This window comes from Caballeronia sp. LZ008, from assembly GCF_031451435.1.
GTDB classification, from domain to species: domain Bacteria; phylum Pseudomonadota; class Gammaproteobacteria; order Burkholderiales; family Burkholderiaceae; genus Caballeronia; species Caballeronia zhejiangensis.
Window position 1 is genome coordinate 2,857,795 of the sequence record NZ_JARUXK010000001.1, and the last position, 23,396, is coordinate 2,881,190.

Genomic DNA, 23,396 nt, shown 5'->3' on the forward strand with positions numbered 1-23,396 from the left:
TCGTGCTGCGGGAAGCAGCGCGCAAGGCCCATGCCGCGAGCGGTTGCGATGCGTGACCCCTCTGTCCTCGGTACCTGAGAGATTGCGCGAACCGTGCACGGCTGTGCCGCGGTCCATCGCGCGCCCCTTCGGTGGGCAACTGGCTCAATGACGAAGCCGCTGCCGCTCTCCAGAGTGCGAGGAAACTCGTTCCTCGACGCGGTCGGTCCTTTTGCCTGAGAGTTTGCGGGTATGCCCCTTCGGCGGCGCGGTCTTTCTCGTTGCGATGAAAGGCCACGCGCTCTCCCGACGCGTGCGGCAGAATTTACGCGACCGAATTGGGGTTGTCAAACGGATTCGGACTTGCGCGATTGCGCTTTTCCGCAGATTCGAAACCGATGCAAACGCGCGAGCGTGTATCGACAAATCCGTCGTAGTTTGTTTCAGAAGCAGCGCCTTTTCGCAATGAAATCACGCGTACACTGTTCGGATCGCGTTGATTCCTCTTCGACGAACATGGCCACGATCACCATCAACGGCGTTACTTATACAGGCAACCATGTGTCGGTTCGCGGCGGCCGCGTGCTCGTCGACGGCAAGAACGTGAGCGCCGGCGAAGCGACGCGCATCACGCTCGAAGTGCACGGCGACCTTCAGGCGTTTCAGGCGGACAACTGCGATACGGTCGCGGTTCACGGCGCGGTCGGCGTCGTGTCGACCGTATCGGGCAACGTGACTTGCGGCGATGTGGGCGGCGCGGTGTCGACGGTGTCGGGCAACGTGAACTGCGGCGACATCGCCGGCGAAGTGCGGACGACGTGCGGCAGCGTCAGCCGCCGCTAGGCGTCAGCCGCGCGCGAAGGGCACGCGCCGCCCTTCTTGCTCGCTCTGCATCGCGAGTTCGATGATCGTCATCGTGTCGACTGCGTCCTGCGGCGAAACCGGAAACGGCTTGCCATCCAGAATCGCCGCCGCCAGCGCACGATAAAACTCGACGTACGCGCCATCTTTCGTGGCGAATTCGTGACGCAGATCGAGATCGCCATCGACCTCGCGCAACGTGCCCGGCGGATTCTTCGCGAACTCCGGGTTGCCCGGGCGCATCCCCGAACGCAACTGATCTTCCTGCGTATCGAGCCCGTTCTTCACGTAACTGCCGCGCGTGCCGTGGATCGCGAAACGCGGCGGCTCCAGCGCCGCGAGCGCGCTCGCGTGCAGGATCACTTCCTTGTCGGCGTAACCGAGCACGAGATGCACGTAGTCCGGCGCGTGCGCGTGGTCGCGATGCGCCTTCACGAACGCCGTCACCGTTTGCGGCGCGCCGAAGAGCGTCAGCGCCTGATCGATCAGATGCGGCCCCAGATCGAACAGCAGGCCGCCGCCGCGCTCCGCTTCCTCGCGCCAGCGCTGCGGCACTTTCGGGCGGAAACGGTCGAAATGCGATTCGTAATGCGTGATGCGCCCGAGCCGTCCGCTTTCGATGAGCGCGCGCACCGTCATGAAATCGCCGTCCCAGCGACGGTTGTGAAACGGCGCGAACACGAGCCCTTTCTGCTGCGCGAGATCGGCGAGCGTGCGGGCGTCGCGCGACGAAAGCGTCACCGGTTTGTCGACGACCACGTGTTTGCCCGCCGACAGCGCCCGATGCGCGAGATCGAAGTGCGTGTCGTTCGGCGTCGCGACGACGACGCACTGGAGTTCGTCGATGGCGAGCAGCGCGTCGAAATCCGCGACGATCCGCGCGTTCGGATAATCGGCCTGCGCGCGCTCGGCCTGCGACGTGGCGATGGCCGTGACTTCGGCGCGGCCGCAGTGCTCGATGACGGGCGCGTGAAACGTCGCGCCGGCGAGGCCGTAGCCCATTACGCCGACTTTGAGTGCTGTGTCCATGCGGGCATCGTCCTGTCGTTGAATTGACCGGATATTGTGGCACGAACAGGGGCCGGAACCGCGCCGCCTCTATCGTGTTAACATCGCGCTCTCCTTTCGCGCGCAAGTCACAGCCAGGCGCGCCCAAACTCCAAAGCCAAAACGATGTCCGCTGGTCTGAACGCCGCGCAAAGCGAAGCCGTGCGCTATCTCGATGGTCCCTGTCTCGTGCTCGCCGGCGCGGGCAGCGGCAAGACGCGCGTCATCACGCAGAAAATCGCGCATCTGATCGAAGGGCGCGGCTTCGAGCCGAAGCACATCGCCGCGCTCACCTTCACGAACAAGGCCGCGCTCGAAATGCGGGAGCGCACGGCCAAGCTCCTCGAAGGCAAGACGCTCACGACGCCCGGCAAGGAAGGCCGCAAGATTCCCGTCAATCAGTTGACGATTTGCACGTTCCACTCGCTCGGCGTGCAGATCATGCGGCAGGAAGCGGAACACGTCGGACTCAAGCCGCAGTTCTCGATCATGGATTCCGACGATTGCTTCGGCATGGTTCAGGAACAGCTCGGCACGACGGACAAAGGCCTGATCCGCAAGATCCAGTCGATCATCTCGCTGTGGAAGAACGCGATGGTTTCGCCCGATCAGGCGTCCGTGCTCGCGAGCAACGAGGACGAGCATCAGGCGGCGATCGTCTATCGGAGTTACGCCGCGACGCTGCACGCGTATCAGGCGCTCGATTTCGACGATCTGATCCTGCGTCCCGCGCAGCTTTTCGCGGAGAACGAGCAGGTGCGCGACAAGTGGCAGAACCGCCTGCGCTATCTGCTGATCGACGAATATCAGGACACGAACGCGTGCCAGTATGAACTCGTGAAGCTGCTGGCCGGTCCGCGCGCCGCGTTCACGGCCGTCGGCGACGATGACCAGGCGATCTACGGCTGGCGCGGCGCGACCATCGAAAATCTCGCGCAACTCGGCAAGGATTTCCCGAAGCTGCATGTCATCAAGCTGGAGCAGAACTATCGCTCGACGGTGCGGATTCTGACGGCGGCGAACAACGTCATCGCCAACAATCCGAAGCTGTTCGAGAAGAAGCTCTGGTCCGAGCACGGCATGGGCGACACGATCACCGTCACCGGCTGCAACGACGAAGAGCACGAGGCGGAATCCGTCGTGTTTCGCTTGTCGGCGCACAAGTTCGAGCGGCGCACGCAGTTTCGCGATTACGCGATTCTCTATCGCGGCAACTTTCAGGCGCGCATCTTCGAACAGGTGTTGCGGCGGGAGCGCATTCCTTATGTGCTCTCGGGCGGGCAATCGTTCTTCGACAAGGCCGAGATCAAGGATCTGATCGCGTATCTGCGGCTGATCGCCAATCCCGACGACGATCCCGCTTTCATCCGCGCGATCACCACGCCGCGACGCGGTGTCGGCAACACGACGCTCGAAGCGCTCGGCGCATTCGCGGGCGCGGCGAAGGTGTCGCTGTTCGAGGCGGTGTTCATGGGCGGCATCGAGGCGCGTCTGTCGGCGCGGCAGGTCGAGCCGCTGCGCACGTTCTGCGAATGGATCCGGCGTCTGTCGGACCGCGCCGCGCGCGATCCCGCGACCGAAGTTCTCGACGACATGATGGAAGCCATCCACTACGAGTCGTATCTCTATGACGCGTACGACGAGCGCCAGGCGCAGTCGAAATGGCAGAACGTGCTCGAATTTCTCGAATGGCTGAAGCGCAAGGGCACGAAGCCGGAAGCCGCGCCGGGCGCGGAGCAGACCGGTTTCGACACCGCCGACGGTTTCGCCGATGAAGGCAAGAACCTGCTCGGCCTGATCCAGACCGTCGCGCTGATGTCGATGCTCGAAGGCAAGGAAGAAGACCCGGATGCAGTGCGCCTGTCGACGGTGCATGCGTCGAAGGGGCTGGAGTATCCACACGTCTTTCTGGTGGGCGTCGAGGAAGGCATCATGCCGCATCGCGGCAGTTCGGACGACGACGCGCCCGTCGACGATTCGCGCATCGAGGAAGAGCGCCGGCTGATGTATGTCGCGATCACGCGGGCGCAGCGCAGTCTGCATCTGAACTGGTGCAAGAAGAGAAAGCGCGCGCGGGAGACGGTGGTGTGCGAGCCGTCGCGGTTCATCCCAGAGATGCTGCTCGACGATGCGCCGCCGCCGACGGCCGAAGAAGCGCCTTTGTCGCCGAAAGATCGCATGGCGATGCTCAAGGCGATGTTGCAGAAGACGTGAACGGTTTGCCGTCTTGCTGATGAAAAACCCCGCTCGCGCGGCCGCTCGCGCAGGGTTTTCGCTTACTTCGCCGCGTTCGCCATGTAATCGACGGCGGCTTTCACATCTGCATCCGATGCGTTCGATCCGCCCTTTGGCGGCATCGCGCCCTTGCCGTGCAGCGCGTAGTTGTAGACGGTGTCCATCGGCTCTTTCAGGCGCGGCGCCCACGCGGCCTTGTCGCCGAACTTCGGCGCGCCGAGCACGCCCGCCGCGTGACACGCCTGACAGACCTGCTCGTAGAGCGCCTTGCCTGCCTGAGCGGCGTCGGCGCTTTGCGCGCCCGCGGCCGGCGCCGCCGATGCAGCCGCCGGCACCGATGCGAGCGCCGCGACCGCTGCGGCGGCCTGAGCATTTTCGTTCGAACTGGCTGCGGCGGGCGCTGCCGCGCTCGATGCAGCCGCGGCGCCCGATGCCGGTTGCGCCGGTTCCGCGAGCTTGCCGCCGCTGCCGTTCGCCATATAGACGACCGCGCGCGCGATTTCGAAGTCGGAGTAATCGTCGGGGCTGGTGCCGCCGCGCGCGGGCATGCCGCCCTTGCCGTTGAGCGCGTTGTGCAGCAGCGTGTCGTAACCTTCGCCGATGCGCGGGGCCCATGCGCCGGCATCGCCGAACTTGGGCGCGCCGGCGGTGCCTGTCGCGTGACAGGCCGAGCACACGGCCTTGAAGACTTCCTCGCCGGACTTGTAGACGCGCGGCGCGTTGGCGTCGCGGACATCGACTTGTGCGGCGGGCGCGATGCGCGCGTTGACCGACTGCTCGATGTCCGTGCCGGCGCCGGTGCGCGTGGAATTGTTCACGTACACCGCGAGCAGGATGATGATGGCGACCGGGATGCCGAATCCCGCGATGACCGCGGCGATGAGTTGGCCGGGTGTCTTGATCGGGGCTCCGTGGGGTGCTTCGCTCATGCTTGTCTCGTCTCCCGTTTTTTGGTGTGAGTCGGTTCAGTGACAGCGTGACAGCTACGGCAGTGCGCTAGGCGCGCCTTGGGGAAAGGCACGGTCGATTATAGACGGAACGCTTAACTGTCGGCGCGGGGTGGCCGGGGCGGCGAAGCGGGCGTTTACCCGAATCGTGTGATGCTTTGTGACTCGTTCCGCGCAGGGCGTCCGGTCCCGCACAATGGACGGCGTCACGGAAAACAGGTATCCTCTCGGATTCGCATGGGCCTTGCAGCCGTCTTACGGCGTGTGTAGTTCTTCCGCAAGCCCTTCTCCGATGCGCCCGTAGCTCAATGGATAGAGTACTGCCCTCCGAAGGCAGGGGTTGCTGGTTCGATCCCAGCCGGGCGCGCCAAGCGTTTCCACTCGACAGCCGTCGCAGTCGAAACTACTCGAGTCCGCCGTCGCGATTCGCCGTCGTCGTCCCCCAACCAAACCCCATCCCCGCCAACCACCTCCTATAAGCCACCGCCATCCGATCGCACTTCTGATGCAACTCCGCATCGAGATCGAGCGGCAAGCGCTGCGGCCATTGCGACTCCACCACCGGCGTGTCCTGCATCAAAATCTCCATATTGAAGTCGTATAGCTCGCGATCGGAATGCGTCGAATCGTCCTCGTGAATCGAGACGAGCCACGCGCGCGTCTCTGTCTGCGTCACCGGCGACGCCGCCAGCATGATATGCAGCGCGCCCTGCCCGCCCGACGCCATCTTCGTCAGCTTCGCGATCAAAGGCCGCTTCACGCGATACACATAATCGATCATCGCGCCGCCGCCCTGCCACGGCATTCCCGCCGGTTGCCAGTATCGGCATTGCCGCGCTTCCAGACCTTCATCGCTCGCGACGACTTCGTAATCGGGCACTTCCGTATGCGTGTCCTCGCCCAGAATCCCCGCATGCACGAACGAGAAATGCGCCATGTCCAGAAAATTCTCGACGACGCGCGGCGCCGACGACCTCACCGTCTGCGGCGCGAGATTGATGCGCCGGCCACCGGGAATCGCGGCTTCGGGAAAGAAATCGAGCGCATACGCAGGCTCGCCGAAACACATCCAGATAACGCCGTACTTCTCTTCGCAAACGAAAGTCGTCGCGCACGCGCGCTTCGACGGGCGCAATGAAGGATTCGACGGAATCCGCAAACACTGTCCTTCGATGTCGTAACTCCAGCCGTGATACGGACACACGATCTGATCGCGCATCACATGCCCGAGCGACAACTGCGCGCCCCGATGCGGACAGTAATCGCGCCACGCATGCGCCGCGCCGATGCTGTCCCGCCACACGACGATCCGCTCATCGGCCACGATGAATCCGCGCGCGCCGCCTTCCGGCACGTCTTCGCTATTGCAAACGGGCAGCCATTCGGCAGCCAAAGAAATGGATTCGTCGCGCATCGCCGTGAATGAGAAATGGACGTTCTTAAGCTGTTCTTACACGAAACACAGCGTCTTCGCAAAACGTTGCAAAATAGCGGATCGCTCGCTCGGTGCAACTCGATACCACTCCATTCAGCCGATGCCATGCGACGGGGCCGCAGTACTTGGCAGCAAGATAAAAGAAAGAAATCACCATCCAGGGGTTCAGTATGGAGCAGGCGCATCAACCGGCACGCCGGACTTATGCCTTCGCATGGTCCGAACACCGGAATCCGGAACGCGAGCAGGCCACGCTGCGGGTCTGGATGGGAGCGGTGGTTCTTCTGGCTTACGGCGTTTTCGCGTGGCTCCGCCCTTCACACGATGCCTTCCTGACCACGCGCCTCGTCGCGCTCTATGTGTCTTATGGGGCGATCACGCTTCTGATCGTCAGCCGCATGAGCGCGCCTTCTGTTGCGCGCCTGACCGTCACGACCATCGCCGATCAGACGATCCTCGGGCTCGCGCTCGCCGCGGGCGGCGCAACGGCGCTGCCGCTTCTCTGGGTGATGTTCTGGTTTCTGATCGGTTCGGGATGCCGATACGGCAAGCGCACGCTCGCCGTATCGTGCGCGACGGCGCTCATCATCGTCACGGCGATGGCCGTCTGGCAGCCGTGGTGGCACGAGAATCTTCCCGCCGCGATCGGGCTCGCGCTGAGCGTACTCGGCGCATCGGTGTATCTGAGCGTGCTCGTCGATCGGCTCGGCAACGCGAATCGCGATCTAGCGCGTCAGGCATCGACCGATCCGCTCACGGGTCTGTCGAACCGGTACGCGCTGGAAAGAGTCGTCGATCGCGCGATGAACGCGCCCGAAGCCAATGGCGATCACGCCACCGCGCTCCTTCTGATCGATCTCGACGGCTTCAAGGAAGTGAACGATACCTACGGTCACGCCGTCGGCGATCTGCTGCTGCAAGCCTTCGCGGACTCGCTCGCGAAGCGCATGCGCAAGTCGGACACCATCGCGCGTCTGGGCGGCGACGAGTTCGTCGTGCTCGCGCATCAGATGCGCGACCGCGACGCCGTGTTGTCGGTGGCCGACAACATCCATTCGGCGCTCGGCGAAATTACGTCGGTGCAGGAGCGGCCGGTGTCGGTATCGGCTAGCATCGGCGCATGCCTGCTTTCGAGCGCGGCGTCCGCGCATCAAACCGGCATGACCGCCGTGCTGCGCGCCGCCGACCGCGCGATGTACCGCGCGAAAAGTCTCGGCGAAGGGAAAACGGTCTTCGCCGAGACGCGGGACTTCGAGATCAGCTAGGGAACGTCAGGCCTCGACGCTCGTCCACGCCTGCTCGCGCAGCTTCGTGCGCAGACGCGCGACCGCCTGGCTGTGCAACTGACACACGCGCGACTCGCTCACTTCCATCACCGCGCCGATTTCGCGCAGGTTCAGGCCGCGTTCGTAATAGAGGCTCATCAGGAGCTTCTCGCGCTCGGGCAGCTTGTCGATGGCTTCGATCAGCGCGCCGCGAAGGCTGTCGTCGAGCAGCGCGGACAGCGGATCCGAACGATCGACGCAATAGCGGTCGAGGAACGGCTCGTCGTCGGCGGAGCGATCGAAGTCTTCGTAATAGATCAGCTGGCTGCCGTGCAAGTCCTGAAGCATCGACTGATATTCGTCGAGCGGCATCTTCATGTGCTCGGCGATTTCCTGCTCGCTCGCCGCGCGGCCGAGGTTCTGCTCGACCTTGTGCACCGCCGATTCCACTTCGCGCGACGTCTTGCGCATGCTGCGCGGCAGCCAGTCGTTCGCGCGGAGCTCATCCAGCATCGCGCCGCGGATGCGCTGGCTCGCATATGTTTCGAACTGCGCGCCCTGATCTTCCTTGTAGCGGCTCGCCGCGTCCAGCAGGCCGATCATGCCGGCCTGAATGAGATCGTCGAGATCGACGCTCGCCGGCATCTTGGCGACGAGTTGGAGCCCCAGCCGTCGAACGAGCGGTGCGTATTTCGTCAGCACTTCCGACTGTGAGAGTTTGCCTTGGGCGTTATACATCTTGGTCACCTATCTTGATCACATCGACGCCGTGCTGCTCAATGCAAAGTCGTGAAGCGCAGCCGCACGATGCGACGCCTCCCGCGCGCCCTGTACAGAGTCGCTAACCGGATTTCGCGCGTCGGCCTGGCCGCCCGCATCGCGCATATAAGGCGCGGGGCGCATCGGCCAGTGCAGGAGCTCCGCCGCGATTGCGCGGTAGTCGCGCGCCGCGGCCGTGGCCGGGAACGCTTCGACTGCGCAGCGTGAGAGTTCCATCGCCCGAGCGACGCGCGCATCCTCGGACACATATCCCGCCTGCACGAGCGACACGGCCAGATACCGGCTCGCGACGCCCGACAGGTTGTCGAACGCGACCGCCGCGTCGGCCGGGTTCTGCACGTGATTGACGAGCACGCGGAACTGGCCGATCGCATGGGCGTAGTGCAGTCGTTTCATGCACGCATACGCCTCGGTGATCGCCGACGCGGCTACCCGCGTCACAATAAGAAAGTCATGCGCCTGCGCCGCGAGCGTCGACAGCGCGCCGTGGCGATCGAGCTGCGCATCGATCAGCACGATGTCCGCCGGACCGTCGAGCAACGCGCGGCATTGCGCGGCATCGTGAACGATGCGTTCGTCGCGCGGCGCGGCCATCAGCGAGAAGCCGAACGGCGTGCGCTCGACGGCATCGCCGAGCATGCGCCGGCCCGACATCACCGAGGCGAGCGCGCCCGCGTCTTCGGTGCCCACGAGACGGCTCACCGATCCCGCGTTGCGGTGCTCGTCGATCACGAGCACGTCCTTGCCGTGGATGGAAAGCGCCGCGCCGAGATTCACCACCGCCGACGTGCATCCGATGCCGGCCGGTCCGCCCGCGATCGCCACCACGCGCGAACCGGCGCGCGTAAGGAGCCGTCGCAGGCCTTCCGCCTGGTCGAGCACGAACTTATCCAAAGTGCACCTCATGCAGTTCGGTCGTGGCGCGCGCGGACAACGCGGACAGCAGCGCAGGCGTTTCTTCGTCTTGCGGCACGAAGGGCGAGTTGTCGCGCGGGATGCAGAACGCGCTCTTGATGAGAAACCGCTTGGTCGCGACGTACAGGTTCTCCGGCACTTTCTGACCGGTCGACACGTAATGCACCGGCAGTTTGTAGCGGATGACCGTATCGAGCACGCCGCCGAGATTCGTCGCTTCGTCGAGCTTGGTCAGGATGCAGCCCGCGAGCGGCGGCTGGTCCGCCGCGCTCTTGTAGGCCTGCACGACTTCGTTGAGCGTGTCGCCGTGGCTCGTCGCGTTGAGCAGCAGGATGCGCTGCACCGGATGACCCGCGCCGCACAGCATCGCGATCTGATCCGAGACCATGCGATCGCGCTGGCTCATGCCGATCGTGTCGATCAGCACGATATGTTTGTTGCGGAGTTCCGAAAGCGCGAGTTGCAGGTCCGCGCCGTCTTTCACCGCGTGAACCGACACACCGAGAATCTTGCCGAAAATGCGCAGTTGCTCGTGCGCGCCGATACGGTAGCTGTCGGTCGTGAGCAGCGCGACCTTGCTTGCGCCGAAGCGCATCACGCAGCGCGCGGCGAGCTTGGCCGTCGTGGTCGTCTTGCCGACGCCAGTCGGGCCCATCAGTGCGAACACGCCGCCGCGTTCCATCAGCGCGTCTTCGCTGTCCATCACCGGAATGTTCGATTCGAGCACCTGCTGCACCCACTCGAGCGCGCCTTCGACGCTCTCGAGTTCCGGCATGTTGTCCACCATCATGCGGACGAGCTGCGCCGAGAAACCGGCGGCGAACAAACGCTTCGTGAGCGCGCCGCCCGTCGGGTTGCGGCGCTGGCGCTCGCCCCACATGAGACCGGAGAAGTGCTCTTCCATCATCGAGCGCATCGACGAAAGCTCGTTCATCACCGTTTCGTTGACGACCTGCTCCATGCGCGTGCGGATCGCTTCGGTGACGACGGCCGCCGCGTTCGCGGGCAAGCCATCGAATGCGTGTTCCTTCGATGCCGGCGCGGCGTTCGCCTCGGCTGCTTCGGCGTGCGGCGCGCTCGCGTTGATCTTCTGCGCGGCGCGGCGCGCGGCGATTTGCGCGGCTTCGCGTGCCCAGTCGGGCGTTTGGACCTTCGGCTCGACGGCGGCTTCCGCGCGCTTCGTTTGCTGACGCATGGCGTAGCGGGCCGAGTCCGCCGTCTTTTCGACGCGCGTCTCTTGCGCAGTCACCGGGACCGGCACGCCCATGCCGCGTGCGATCGCAGCCGACGCGGTCAGCGGACGGTTCGACGGCATCGACGCCTGCTGCGCGATGCGCTTCGCATGCTCGATCAGCCACGGATTGGAATCGGCCATCGTCGGCGGCGTGTCGTCTTCTGCGCGAGCTTCCGGCTCGGCGTGAAATTCATCGTCCGCATCGGTGTTCGCGCCGAAGACGGACGAGAACACATCGCCGCTCGCGTACGGATTCGCGGCCGACTGCTTCGCCGGCATCGCGGCTGCAGCGGCGGCCAGCGCGGCGCGCGACGTGCCCGCCGAACGTGCTGCCTGTTCCTTCGCGGCGGGCGAGATCGACGCGATGTCGCTGTCCGCGACGCCGACGATCTCGACCGAGCCGTCATCGAGCGTGCGATTGGACAACACGACGGCATCGGGGCCGAGCGCTTCACGAACCTGGCGCAGTGCGTCGCGGCTGTTCGCGCCGATGAATTTACGAATGTTCAAACTTGCCCCCGATGAGGTGAAACTGCGATCTTTAGCAAGCGGACCCACTTGGCTCGTTGCCGTGTCCGCTTTTCAGTGAAGCCATTATTGCGAACTTGAGTCTTTGTCCATCGCTGGATAAGGGGTGAGAAAAAGGGGTATTTCGGCTGATGGAAGCGCGCCGTGCATCGCAAGGGCGGGCGTTTGCCCGGAAAAAGATTCCGCTTCGCCCGTTTCCGCGCGCGGGCGCGGCGGCGTAAGCTTTAGGCTCCGCGCGCATCGAAGCCGCGCCGGACAATCAAAGGAGACTTCTTCGCATGACGTCCGCTGTCCCTTCCTCACAGGATCAAACCACCGGCGCGCGATTGCTCGTCGATGCGCTCGTCCATCACGGCGTCGAGCGCGTGTTCTGCGTGCCCGGCGAGAGCTTTCTCGCCGTGCTCGATTCCCTGCATGACGAGACCGAGCAGATTCAGACGATCGTCTGCCGCCACGAGGCGGGCGCGGCGAACATGGCCGAGGCGGTCGGCAAGCTCACCGGCAAGCCGGGCGTCGCGATCGTGACGCGCGGGCCGGGCGCGACGCACGCGTCGATCGGCGTGCACACCGCGTTTCAGGACTCGACGCCGATGATCCTGCTCATCGGCCAATGCGCTCGCGATCACATGGACCGCGAGGCGTTTCAGGAAATCGACTATCGGCGCATGTTCGGGCAGATGGCGAAGTGGGTCGCGCAGATCGACGATCCGCGCCGCGTGCCTGAATACATGAGCCACGCGTTTCACACGGCGATGTCCGGCCGTCCGGGTCCGGTCGTGCTCGCGCTGCCGGAAGACATGCTGACCGAAACCGTCGATGCCGTGCCGCCCGCGCCGCGATATCAGCGCGTGGCGGCGTCGCCGTCGAAGGCGCAGATGGAGCGCCTGCGCGAACTGCTCGCGAACGCGAAGAAGCCGTTCGTGATCGCGGGCGGAAGCGGCTGGACCGCCGAGGCGACGCAGGACTTCGCGCGCTTCGTGGAAGCGTGGAAACTGCCGGTCGGCTGCGCGTTCCGCTTTCAGGACACGCTCTCCAACGACCATCCGAACTACGCGGGCGATGTCGGCCTCGGGATCAATCCGGCGCTCGCCGCGCGCGTGCGCGATGCCGACGTGCTCTTCGTGCTCGGCCCGCGCATGGGCGAATCGACGACGGGCGGCTACACGCTGCTCGATATCCCGAAGACGAAGCAGACGCTCATCCACGTGCATCAGGGCGCGGAGGAACTCGGGCGCGTGTATAGCGCGGAATTGCCCATCGTGTCGGGCATGCCGGAGATCGCGTCTCTTCTGGCTTCGCTGGAAGCGCCCGCCAGCGTTGCATGGGATGGCAGCGCCGAAGCCGCGCACGCCGCGTATCTCGAGTGGCGCAAGCCGCGCCCGATGTTGGGCGATGTGCAGCTCGGCGAAATCATGCGTCAGCTCGCCGAGACGATTCCCGCCGATTCGATCCTGACGAACGGCGCGGGCAATTACGCGACGTGGCTGCATCGGCATTATTCGTATCGGCATTTCCGGTCGCAGTGCGCGCCGACGAGCGGTGCGATGGGCTACGGCGTGCCCGCCGCGATCGCCGCGAAGTCGCTGTATCCGGACCGCACGGTGATCGCGTTTGCGGGCGACGGCTGCTTCATGATGTCGAGCAACGAACTCGCGACGGCGATGCAGTATCGGCTACCGGTGATTTTCATCGTCGTGAACAACGCGCAGTACGGCACGATCCGCATGCATCAGGAGCGGCATTATCCGAATCGCGTGCACGGGACGGAGCTCACGAATCCGGATTTCGCGGCGTATGCGCGCGCGTTCGGCGCGCATGGCGAGCTGGTCGAATCGACGGAGCAGTTCATGCCCGCGTTCGAGCGCGCGCGGGAATCCGGCTTGCCCGCGGTGATCGAGATTCGCATTCCGCGGGACCAGAGCACGCCGGGCGCGACACTCGAACAAATTCGCCAGCAAGGCAAGCGCTAGCGGACAAACTTTCAAGCTGCTTGCAGCGCGCTTCCGGTGGCAGTAGAGTAGCCAGTTCGAAAACACCGGGAGTTAGCGATGCTTAAGGTTCTGGCTTTGTCGTTGGCGTTGGGCTTTTCGGGTGCGGCATTCGCGAAGGCGGATTGCACGGCGCATCCGAAGAGCGAATGGATGAAGGAATCGGATGCCAAGGCGCAGCTTGAAGCGCAAGGCTACAAGATCCGCAAGTTCAAGGTCGATGGCAACTGCTACGAAATCTACGGTCACGACAAGAACGGCAAGAAGGTAGAGATCTATTACGACACGAAGACGCTGGCGGTCGTGAAGTCGGAAGTCGAGTGACGCTCGCGCCGTGAAAGTCTGGGACGGCTTCGTCCGGCTGACGCATTGGGCCGTCGCGGGCATCGTCTTGTGGAATCTGTTCGGACCGACGGATTCCACGCATCGCGTGCTCGGGTATGTCGCGGCCGGGCTTGTCGTTGCGCGTATCGTTTGGGGTTTCGTCGGCTCGCGTCATGCGCGGTTTTCGGCGTGGTGGCCGACGCGCTCGCATCTCGTCGACTATCTGAGGTCGCTTGCCAGGGCCAGGCCGATCCATCACGTTTCGCACAATCCGCTTGGCGGGTTGATGGCGCTCTTTCTTTGGTTCCTGATTCTCGCGCTCGCGCTGTCCGGGTGGATCATGCGGCTCGATGCGTTCTGGGGCGAGGACTGGCCGCAGGAGATTCATGCGTGGCTCGCCATCGCGGTCGAGGTTTGTGTCTGCGTGCACGTCGCCGCGGCCGTGCTGATGAGCGTGTGGACGCGGGAGAATTTGGTTCGGGCGATGGTGACGGGGAATAAGCGAATCAAGAAAGCGTCCGACTGAACTGCTTCTGGGCAACTTAAATTCAGCATCCTGCACTATCGAAGACATCTGGCAGCTTCGGATAATCGGATCCACGCTCTCGATTCAGAGAGCCGACTTCGATAAACGATAAAGGAGCGACTGCACGATGTCTCACGCAGCGAGGCAACTGACCAAGATCGGCGTTTTTTACGATGGCAATTATTTCGATCGCGTCAGCAAGTACTACAACCATCAGCATGAGAAGAAGGCCTGGATTTCGATTCCCGGGCTGCATGAGTACATCCGCTATAAGGTTGCCGACGAGGAAGCTGTCGACATTGGCAACTGTCAAGTAATCGACGCTCATTATTTCAGGGGACGCTTCTCGGCGCAAAAGAGCAAAGAGAAAGGCGGTGATGCGTTCTACTACGATCGCGTCGTTGATGACATGTTGATGCGCGAGAATGTCACTGCGCATTATCTGCCGATGAACTTCGCCGGAAAGGAAAAAGGGATCGACGTATGGCTTGCGCTCGAAGCCTTCGACCTTTCGATCCACAAGCACTTTGACGTCGTCGTGTTGATTGCAAGCGACAGCGACTATGTCCCACTGGTCCGCAAACTCAAGACTCTGGGAATCCGCGTCATGATCGTCACCTGGACCTTCACGCAGTCAGTCAGTAATGGCGACGCCAAGCCTGAACGACCAAGCACAATGTTGCTAAAGGAAGTGAGCTATCGCATCTCGATGTCCGAAGTCATCGACAAGATGGATGAGACGCGAGGAGACGAGCGCGATGTCTTGAGCGACCTGTTCCAACGACGCCGCGACCGACAACCTAATTCCGGTACGCCAGAGGCCGACCGGAAGATGGGAACAATTGAAAGTCTGACGGAAAAATATGGCTACATCAGGCCGGAACACGGCCTCAAGAAACTCTACTTTTACTACTCCGCACTGTCCGACGCGGATTCCGATGAACTCGAGGTAGGCATGGAAGTGAGCTATCTCGAGGGCATGGGACAGAAAGGTCTGTTCGCGAGAAAGGTTCGAACGGTCAGCAGCTAGAAGAAAACAAAACGGCCCAGCCGCTTTCGCGACCGGGCCGTTCGAACACTGCGACAAGCCCTTACTTCCCGCCCACGCTCTGCAACGTCGTCCACTTCCCGCCGACGACCTTATACAGCGTAATCCCGCCGTTCTTCAAATCGCCCTTCGAGTCGTACGACAGGTGCTTCGCCGTCACGCCCTGCATGTCGGTCTTCGCGAGGAACGGCAGGTACTTTGCCGGATCCGTCGAGTTCGCAGCCTTCATCGCGGTGAACATGGCCATCGCGCCGTCGTAGGCGTACGGCGAGTACGTCTGCACGTCTTCGTTGAAGCGCTTCTTGTACTTCGCCGAGTAGTCCGCGCCGCCCGGCATTTCGTCCATCGGCAGGCCGGCGAGCGATGCCACCGTGCCGTCAGCCGCGTCGCCCGCGATCTTCAGGAACGTGTCGGTCTTCACCATTTCGCCCGCCATCAGCGGCGCGCGGAAGCCGAGCGTCTTCATCTGCTTGACCATCGGGCCGGCTTGCGAATCCGCGCCGCCGTAGTACACGAGGTCCGGATTCGTCGACTTGATCTTCGTCAGAATCGCCTTGAAGTCGACAGCCTTGTCGTTCGTGAATTCACGGTCGACGATCGTGCCGCCCGCCGCCTTCGCCGCCTTCTCGAACTGGTCGGCAAGACCCTGGCCATATGCCGTGCGGTCATCGACGATCGCGATCTTCTTGACCTTCAGCGTCTTCACCGCGAACTCGCCCGCGACCGAGCCTTGCTGCGTGTCGGAGGTCATCATGCGGAAGGCGGTCTTGAAGCCTTGCGTCGTGTACTCGGGCGCCGTCGCCATCGCGATTTCGGGGATGCCCGCGTTCGCGTAGATGCGCGATGCCGGGATAGTCGTGCCCGAATTGAAGTGGCCGAGCATGCCCTTGATGCCATCGTCGACGAGGCGTTGCGCCACGGTCGTGCCCGTGCGCGGGTCGGCCTGGTCGTCCGCCGAGTTCAGCACGATGCGAACCGGCTTGCCGCCGATCACCGGCTTCGTGGCGTTGAAGTCTTCGACGGCGAGCGTGATGCCGTTCTGCATGTCCTTGCCGTAGTGCGCCTGCGCACCGGTCAGCGGGCCGGCGTAGCCAACCTTCACGTCTTCTGCCTGCTGTGCAGCTGCGGTCCCCGCGAACAGGCCGGCGAGCGTCATGGCTGCCGCCAGCTTGGTCATCGTGTGCTTCATAGCTTCTCCTGTGTTCCAGTGTGGATGGCAGCCTGTGCCGCGCGTGTCTCCGTTACGCCGTGCCTGCTGCCGATTGTTTGAATTCGTTTGAACCGAGCGTTCGAGGGGTGTCTCAACCGATCGTCATCAAATTCGCATTGCCACCCGCCGCCGCCGTGTTCACGCTCACCGAGCGTTCCGTCAGCAGACGTTCGAGCGCGTAGTCTTCACCGTCGTGGCCAGCGTCGGCGAACGCTCCCGCAGCCACGCCCTGCACCGATACGATCGGTCCCGGACGCTTCGCGACTTCCTTCACGAGCGACAGCAGTTCATCGCTGTCGCCTTCGAACAAGACGGCGTCGAAGTCTTCCGCCGCTTTCCTGACCATCGCGAACGGCTTGAGCGCAGAAGGCAACGACGCCGCCAGTTGCTCGCCCGCCGAGCCGGAGAACAACGCCTTGTTGCCCGTCGCCAGCACGGCGGCCAGTTGCGCGCGCGCGCCGCTCGCCGTCGCCGCCACGCACAGCACCGTGCCGCGCGCGCCGAGCGTGTACGTGTTGCGTTCGCCGGTCGGTCCGCTCAACACGGCCGTCGCGCCCGCCATCACATGCTGCAGATAACCGTCGCAACGCGCGGCCGTCTGCGGATCGCGTTCGCCGATCGCCCAGTCGCGCAATGCGGTGAGCGCGGCCGTCGGCGTGTCCTTCGACGCCACCTGATCGACGACGAGCGTGCTCGCCAGCGATTTCGGCAGACCGGTCGGGCGCTTCGCGAGCAGACGCTGCAGATACAGCGCGCCGCCCGCCTTCGGACCCGTGCCCGACAGCCCTTCGCCGCCGAACGGCTGCACGCCGACCACGGCGCCGATCACATTGCGGTTCACATAGATGTTGCCGACATGCGCCCGCGAGATCACGTGCGCGATGGTTTCGTCGATACGCGTATGGATGCCGAGCGTGAGGCCATAACCCGTCGAGCGAATTTGGTCGAGGAGTTTATCAAGGTTCGAACGGCGATAACGCACCACATGCAGCACCGGGCCGAATACTTCGCGCTTGAGTTCGTCGATGCTATCGAGCTCGATCAAGGTCGGCGGCACGAACGTGCCTTGCGCGCAGGTGTCGGGCAGCGGCAGTTGCGTGACGTTGCGGCCCTTGTCGCGCATCCCGGCGATATGCGCGTCGATGCCGCGTTTCGCGTCGGCGTCGATGACGGGACCGACATCCGTCGACAGACGATCCGGATTGCCGACCGCGAGCTGGTTCATCGCGCCGGTCAGCATCTCGAGCGTGCGATCCGCGACGTCGTCCTGCAGGCACAGCACGCGCAGCGCCGAGCAGCGCTGGCCAGCCGAATCGAACGACGACTGCAGCACGTCCGCGACGACCTGCTCCGCGAGCGCCGACGAATCGACGATCATCGCGTTCTGGCCGCCGGTTTCGGCGATCAGCGGAATTGGGCGGCCATCCGGATCGAGGCGCTCGGACAGCGTCTTGTTGATGAGGCGCGCGACTTCCGTCGAACCGGTGAACATGACGGCGCGCGTGCGCGGATCGGCGACGAGCGCCGCGCCGACCGTCTCGCCATTGCCCGGCAGCAGTTGCACCGCGCCCGCCGGCACGCCCGCTTCGCGCAGGAGGCGAACGGCTTGCGCGGCGATCAGCGGCGTCTGTTCAGCGGGCTTCGCGAGCACCGGGTTGCCCGCGGCCAACGCAGCGGCGACCTGGCCCATGAAGATCGCGAGCGGGAAGTTCCACGGGCTGATACACACGACCGGACCGAGCGGGCGATGCGTATCGTTCGAAAACTCGGCGCGAATCTGCGATGCGTAGTAGCGCAGGAAATCGATGGCTTCGCGAATCTCCGCGATCGCGTTCGGCAGCGACTTGCCCGCTTCGCGCACGACGAGGCCCATCAGCGTGTGCATTTGCGCTTCGAGCAGATCGGCGGCGCGCGCGAGGCAATCGGCGCGGTCTTCGACCGGCGTCGCCTGCCAGATCGGCGCGGCGGCGACCGCGTTGGCGATCGCGGCGCTCACCTGTTCCGGCGACGCTTCCACGACCGTGCCGACGAGATCGCGCAAATCCGACGGATTGCGCACATCGCGCGCGACGCCGTTGCCGATGTCACCGCCTTCGAGCATCGGTTCCGCGCGCCACGGATGATGCGCGCTCGCCAGCAACGCCGACGACAGCGAAGCCAGCCGATGCTCGTTCGACAGATCGAGGCCCATCGAATTGAAGCGCTCGTTGCCGTAAAGCTGACGCGGCAGCGGAATCTTCGCGTGCGGCGCGCCGAGCGGCGTGATCGCCTGCGCTTCGTCGATCGGATCGCGCACGAGTTCCTTCACCGGAATCGATTCATCGGCGATGCGGTTCACGAACGACGTGTTCGCGCCGTTTTCCAGCAGACGGCGCACGAGATACGCGAGCAGCGTTTCGTGCGTGCCGACCGGCGCATACACGCGGCACGGACGGTTCAGCTTGTCGCGGCCCGTGACTTCTTCGTAGAGCGGCTCGCCCATGCCGTGCAGGCACTGGAACTCGTACTGGCCGGGATAGTAGTTCTGTCCGGCGAGGTGATAGATCGCGGAGAGCGTGAACGCGTTGTGCGTCGCGAATTGCGGATAGACGGCATCCGGCGCGCCGAGCAGCTTCTTCGCGCACGCGAGATACGAGATGTCCGTGTAGATCTTGCGCGTATAGACCGGATAGCCCTCGAGTCCATCGACTTGCGCGCGCTTGATTTCCGTGTCCCAGTACGCGCCCTTCACGAGGCGAATCATCAGGCGATGACGGCTGCGGCGCGCGAGATCGATCAGATAGTCGATCACGAACGGGCAGCGCTTCTGATAACCCTGCACCACGAAACCGATGCCGTTCCAGCCCGCGAGCTCCGGATCGAAACAGAGCGCTTCGAGCAGATCGAGCGAGATTTCGAGACGATCGGCTTCCTCGGCGTCGATGTTCAGGCCGATGTCATAACGGCGCGCCAGTTGCGCGAGCGAGCGCACGCGCGGCAGCAGCTCGTTCATCGTGCGTTCCTGCTGCGAGCGCGAATAACGCGGATGCAGCGCGGAGAGCTTGATCGAAATGCCCGGGCCTTCGTAGATGCCTCGCCCGCCCGCCGCCTTGCCGATCGCGTGGATCGCCTGCTCGTAGGACGCGTAGTAGCGCTGCGCGTCTTCTTCCGTCGTCGCGGCCTCGCCGAGCATGTCGTACGAGTAGCGGAACCCGCGCGCTTCGTACTTGCGGCTGTTCGCGAGCGCTTCGGAAATCGTCTCGCCGGTGACGAACTGCTCGCCCATCAGGCGCATCGCCATGTCGACGCCCTTGCGGATCAGCGGCTCGCCGCCCTTGCCGATCAGACGCGTCAGCGCCGACGACAAGCCCGCTTCGCTGTTCGTCGTGACGAGCTTGCCGGTGATCATCAAACCCCATGTCGCCGCGTTCACGAACAGCGACGGCGCCTGGCCCATGTGCGATTTCCAGTCGCCCTTGCTGATCTTGTCGCGAATCAGCGCGTCGCGCGTGGCGCGGTCGGGAATGCGCAGGAGCGCTTCGGCGAGGCACATCAGCGCGACGCCTTCCTGGCTCGACAGCGAGAATTCGTGGATCAAACCTTCGACGCCGCCGCCCGAGCTTTTCGCGCGCAGCGCTTCGACGAGCTTCGTCGCGAGCTTTTCGGTTTCGGCCGCGACGTTCGAAGGCAGTCGCGCCTGACCGATCAGGAACGGCACGCACTCCGGCTCCGGCCGGCGATACGCCGCCGTGATCGCCGCGCGCAGCACCGATTGCGGCTGCACGTTCTGCGCGAAATCGAGGAACGGATGCGGCGCGCCGTCTTCGTCGCCATCGACGGAAGGTGCATCCGCCATTTCCGACGAGCCGTTCGCACCCGTCAGTTCGGGCGGAAGCTGGCCATGCTCGATGCGCTCCAGATAAGCGAAGATCGCCTGCTTGATAAGCCAGTGGGGAGTGCGTTCGAGGCGCGTCGCGGCATCTTTGAGCCGGGAACGCAGCAGATCGTCGACTTTGACGCCTAGGGTTGTGCTCGCCATATTTCCTTCGTTTGCCGGTCGTGCTCAGCCGGCCAGAGACCTGAAAAGTTGGCGAATCGTACCCCGCTGATTTAAAAGGTGCAACCGAGATTTTCGCTAGGGTTGCACCACAATGAAACCCTTGTGGCACAAGGCTTTGAGCGGTGCACCGCCGGATGGCGCGCGGCGCTCGGTGCCTAGTAGTTTCCCTAATCCGGAATTTTTGAGACGGCCCCTAAGTAAATCCTCGGACACCGCCGTTATAAACGCCATGCGCCGTCGATGGCGACGCCTTCAGCGGTCGATATTCCGCGATTTCGGGGAGAGCAACGAGCATGAGCACTTGGATGGTGGTGGCCGGCGTTTGGGCGATGTTCGCGGTCTGCGTCGTGTTGTTCGTGCGGGGCGCGTCGCCGCACGTTCATCGGTGCGATGACGCTTCCGGCCAAGGCGACCGCGCGGTCAGCGACGTTCCACGCGCCGAAATCTGAATCAGACGTCCAGCGGATCGACTTCCACGTTCCAGCGCAGCACGCCCTTGAGCGAGCGCAGCGCCGGCTGCCACGCGCGCAGCGACGCCTGCAGCGCGGCCCGCGACGCGCTTTCGAGCAGCAGTTGCGCACGGTGGACATTGAACACTTTCACGATGGTGAGCGGAACCGCGTCGTAGACCGTCACGCGCTCAGCGCCGGGCAGAGGCGCGAACGCCGCCGCCGCTTCCTCGAGGAATTTCAGCGCCGCATCGAGCGTGCGGCCTTCGGCGCGCAGCATCGCCTGATAGACGAACGGCGGCAGACGCGCGTCGCGGCGTTCGGCGAGCGTCGAATTGGCGAAACCCACGTAGTCTTGTCGCGAAAGCGCCTGATACAGCGCGTGACGCGGATAGCGCGTCTGGATCATCACTTCGCCGGGCAAGCCCGCGCGTCCGGCGCGCCCGCTCACCTGCGTCAGTTGCGCGAAGAGCCGCTCGCTCGCGCGAAAGTCGTGGGAGAAGAGCGCGGTGTCCGCGTTCAGCACGCCGACGAGCGTCACGCGCCGGAAATCATGGCCCTTCGCGATCATCTGCGTGCCAACGAGAATGTCGACTTCGCCCGCGTGGACATCGGAGAAAAGCGCCTGCGCGCTGCCTTTGCGGCGCGTGCTGTCGGCGTCGATGCGCAGCACGCGAGCACCCGGCACCACGCTCGCGAGCGTTTCCTCGACGCGCTGCGTGCCGCGGCCCATCGGCGCGATATCGATGTTGCCGCATTCCGGACACGACTTCGGAATGCGCGATTCCCAGCCGCAGTGATGACAACGCAGCGCGCGCTCAGGCTTATGCAGCACGGCATACGCGCTGCAACGCGGACAACCGGCGACCCAGCCGCAGGCATCGCAGGACAGGATCGGCGCATAGCCGCGCCGGTTCAGGAATACGAGGCTTTGCTCGCCGCGCTCGACGCGTGTCTTCAGCGCCGCGATCAGCGGCCCCGCGAGCCCCTCGACCGAGGCGCGGCCTCGCCGTCTTTCCTCTTCCAGATCGATGAGCCGGACGCTCGGCAGCACCGCTTCGGCGACGGCGCGGCGCGTGAGCGTGAGTCGCGTGTAGCGGCCCTGCTCGGCCTGCCACCAGGTTTCGAGCGATGGCGTCGCCGATCCGAGCACGACGGGAATATCCAGTTGCTTCGCGCGATAGATGGCGAGATCGCGCGCGGAGTAGCGCAAGCCTTCCTGTTGCTTGTACGCGGGATCGTGTTCCTCATCGACGACGATGATCGCGAGCTTCGGCATCGACGCGAGAATCGCGAGGCGCGTGCCGAGCACGATGCGCGCGCTGCCCGTATGCGCCGCGAGCCAGTTGCGCGCGCGTTCGCCTTCGGCGAGTCCGCTGTGCATCGTGACGATCGAGCCGTCCGCGAGCGCGGCGAAGCGCGCGCGAAACGCCGCTTCGAACTGCGGCGTCAGATTGATTTCGGGAACGAGGACGAGCGCCTGCGCGTCGGGCCGGTCGGCGAGCAACGCGGCGAGCGCGTGCAGATACACCTCGGTCTTGCCACTGCCCGTCACGCCGTGCAGCAGGAACGGGGCGAACCCTTGCGCGCCGGAAATTGCATCGACGGCTTCGCGTTGTTCATCGGTCAGCAAGGGCAGCGGCACCGCGCCGGTCGGCAGCATGGGCGCGCTCGCGTCGGGTTCGGCGATCTGCGCTGTCACCGCTTCGATCCATCCGCGCGCGATCCAGTCGTCGAAGGTCGCGCCCGCTTTCGGATGCAACGCACGCGCGTCGGACAACGTCAGCGACGGCTGTTCCGCGAGCGCATCGGCGAGACGCCGGAGGGCGCTGGCGCGGGCGGGCAAAGCATCGGGGAGTTGCGCGCGCCCTTCGGGGAGAATCCGAAAGCGCGGCTCGACGGCAAAAAGGCGATCCCAGCGCGAGGCGTCGCGCAACGCCTGCGGAAGCGCCGGCAGCGCGACTTCGCCCAGCCCGCGCTGATAGTAATCGGCGGCGAAGCTGACAAGCGCGATCCACTTTTCCGACAGCGGCGCGCAGCCTTCGCAAATCGAAGTGATGTCGCGCAGTTTGGCAGCGGGCACGTCGCTTGAATGGGCGATTTCGCAGATCAACCCGGCGACTTCGCGTCGCCCGAACGGCACCTGCACCAGCATGCCGACGGCAGGCGCGGCCGGCAGCGCATAGCGGTAGTCGAACAGCACGGGCATGGGCTGATCGACGGCGACGCGGACGAATAGATCAGTCACCGCGCGGGACCCCGCGCAAGACGGTTCGACAGAACCAAGCGCCCGAGGCGGGAGAAGTTAAAGTGAAACATCAGAATCGTCTGTAAACCGCCGATTATTTTTGGATTTCCGATGCTTTCCACAGCCCTGTGGATAACTTTGTTGAGAAGTGCGTCCGTGATCGCCGCAAACAATGTCACGAATCCCTTATGTGCGCTAACCCACATTTCGGGCGAAGCCGTCGAAATGCGTTAAAAATCATTGGCTTGAAGCACATATAGCGACATCTTATTGGTTGCTGTAAGCCATACGTCTGATGGCGCGCCGCAGCGAACAAATTGTGCATAAGTTCAGTCTTG

16 protein-coding genes, 1 tRNA gene and 2 riboswitches are annotated in these 23,396 nt (G+C 64.1%); of the genes, 8 read left to right on the forward strand and 9 right to left on the reverse strand.

Annotated elements, in window-relative coordinates:
- Positions 1–51: 51 nt before the first annotated feature.
- Positions 52–183, reverse strand: a riboswitch (glycine riboswitch).
- A 9-nt stretch (positions 184–192) separates the two neighbouring features.
- A riboswitch (glycine riboswitch) is annotated at positions 193–298 on the reverse strand.
- A 197-nt stretch (positions 299–495) separates the two neighbouring features.
- Positions 496–822 (forward strand): hypothetical protein, encoded by a 327-nt coding sequence (locus tag QCE49_RS13320; protein WP_008352517.1) that lies wholly within the window; start codon positions 496–498, stop codon positions 820–822.
- Positions 823–825: 3 nt separating this feature from the next.
- Here the strand turns inward: QCE49_RS13320 and QCE49_RS13325 are convergent, their stop codons facing one another.
- On the reverse strand, positions 826–1,869 hold the full coding sequence (locus tag QCE49_RS13325; RefSeq protein ID WP_175979653.1) for an oxidoreductase: 1,044 nt from the start codon (positions 1,867–1,869) through the stop codon (positions 826–828).
- Between the two features lie 144 nt (positions 1,870–2,013).
- Between QCE49_RS13325 and QCE49_RS13330 the strand changes: the two genes are divergently transcribed.
- Positions 2,014–4,101, forward strand: coding sequence for a UvrD-helicase domain-containing protein (locus tag QCE49_RS13330; RefSeq protein ID WP_008352515.1), 2,088 nt, complete (start codon positions 2,014–2,016; stop codon positions 4,099–4,101).
- 62 nt (positions 4,102–4,163) lie between these two features.
- Here the strand turns inward: QCE49_RS13330 and QCE49_RS13335 are convergent, their stop codons facing one another.
- Entirely contained in the window at positions 4,164–5,051 is an 888-nt protein-coding gene (locus QCE49_RS13335; RefSeq protein WP_250457096.1) for a cytochrome c5 family protein, read from the reverse strand.
- Positions 5,052–5,363: 312 nt separating this feature from the next.
- On the opposite strand from QCE49_RS13335, the gene QCE49_RS13340 reads away from it, so the two are divergent.
- Positions 5,364–5,439 (forward strand) — tRNA-Arg (locus QCE49_RS13340).
- A gap of 33 nt (positions 5,440–5,472) precedes the next feature.
- On the opposite strand, the gene QCE49_RS13345 is transcribed toward QCE49_RS13340, so the two are convergent.
- On the reverse strand, positions 5,473–6,462 hold the full coding sequence (locus QCE49_RS13345) for an aromatic ring-hydroxylating dioxygenase subunit alpha (protein ID WP_250457095.1): 990 nt from the start codon (positions 6,460–6,462) through the stop codon (positions 5,473–5,475).
- A 212-nt stretch (positions 6,463–6,674) separates the two neighbouring features.
- On the opposite strand from QCE49_RS13345, the gene QCE49_RS13350 reads away from it, so the two are divergent.
- Entirely contained in the window at positions 6,675–7,769 is a 1,095-nt protein-coding gene (locus QCE49_RS13350; RefSeq protein ID WP_008352510.1) for a GGDEF domain-containing protein, read from the forward strand.
- A gap of 6 nt (positions 7,770–7,775) precedes the next feature.
- Here the strand turns inward: QCE49_RS13350 and QCE49_RS13355 are convergent, their stop codons facing one another.
- From QCE49_RS13355 to flhF, 3 genes are read right to left on the reverse strand one after another with little or no spacing between them, the layout of a single operon-like run.
- Positions 7,776–8,507 carry an RNA polymerase sigma factor FliA gene (locus QCE49_RS13355; protein WP_008352509.1) on the reverse strand — a complete coding sequence of 244 codons (732 nt, stop codon included), beginning with the start codon at positions 8,505–8,507 and terminating at the stop codon, positions 7,776–7,778.
- Between the two features lie 18 nt (positions 8,508–8,525).
- Positions 8,526–9,443, reverse strand: coding sequence for a flagellar biosynthesis protein FlhG (locus QCE49_RS13360; protein ID WP_034472320.1), 918 nt, complete (start codon positions 9,441–9,443; stop codon positions 8,526–8,528).
- Positions 9,436–11,208: a flagellar biosynthesis protein FlhF gene (flhF, locus tag QCE49_RS13365; RefSeq protein ID WP_250435339.1), complete on the reverse strand. Its 1,773-nt coding sequence runs from the start codon at positions 11,206–11,208 to the stop codon at positions 9,436–9,438. The genes QCE49_RS13360 and flhF overlap by 8 nt, the downstream gene beginning before the upstream one ends.
- Before the next feature lie 296 nt (positions 11,209–11,504).
- Here flhF and QCE49_RS13370 point away from each other — a divergent pair, with 296 nt between their 5' ends.
- From QCE49_RS13370 to QCE49_RS13385, 4 genes are all read left to right on the forward strand, one after another.
- Positions 11,505–13,196, forward strand: a complete 1,692-nt coding sequence (locus QCE49_RS13370; RefSeq protein WP_034472322.1) for a thiamine pyrophosphate-binding protein — start codon at positions 11,505–11,507, stop codon at positions 13,194–13,196.
- A 78-nt stretch (positions 13,197–13,274) separates the two neighbouring features.
- Entirely contained in the window at positions 13,275–13,538 is a 264-nt protein-coding gene (locus tag QCE49_RS13375; protein WP_008352500.1) for a PepSY domain-containing protein, read from the forward strand.
- A 10-nt stretch (positions 13,539–13,548) separates the two neighbouring features.
- Complete coding sequence (locus QCE49_RS13380) at positions 13,549–14,064, forward strand: cytochrome b/b6 domain-containing protein (protein WP_250457094.1); 516 nt, start codon at positions 13,549–13,551, stop codon at positions 14,062–14,064.
- A gap of 127 nt (positions 14,065–14,191) precedes the next feature.
- Positions 14,192–15,094: an NYN domain-containing protein gene (locus QCE49_RS13385; protein WP_239295427.1), complete on the forward strand. Its 903-nt coding sequence runs from the start codon at positions 14,192–14,194 to the stop codon at positions 15,092–15,094.
- Positions 15,095–15,155: 61 nt separating this feature from the next.
- Here the strand turns inward: QCE49_RS13385 and QCE49_RS13390 are convergent, their stop codons facing one another.
- The 3 genes from QCE49_RS13390 to QCE49_RS13400 all read right to left on the reverse strand — a co-directional run bounded on the left by QCE49_RS13390 (position 15,156) and on the right by QCE49_RS13400 (position 23,058).
- Entirely contained in the window at positions 15,156–16,301 is a 1,146-nt protein-coding gene (locus QCE49_RS13390; protein ID WP_008352495.1) for a branched-chain amino acid ABC transporter substrate-binding protein, read from the reverse strand.
- A gap of 112 nt (positions 16,302–16,413) precedes the next feature.
- Positions 16,414–20,340, reverse strand: coding sequence for a trifunctional transcriptional regulator/proline dehydrogenase/L-glutamate gamma-semialdehyde dehydrogenase (gene putA, locus QCE49_RS13395; RefSeq protein WP_250457093.1), 3,927 nt, complete (start codon positions 20,338–20,340; stop codon positions 16,414–16,416).
- Between the two features lie 471 nt (positions 20,341–20,811).
- On the reverse strand, positions 20,812–23,058 hold the full coding sequence (locus QCE49_RS13400) for a primosomal protein N' (RefSeq protein WP_250457091.1): 2,247 nt from the start codon (positions 23,056–23,058) through the stop codon (positions 20,812–20,814).
- Between the last annotated feature and the right edge of the window lie 338 nt (positions 23,059–23,396).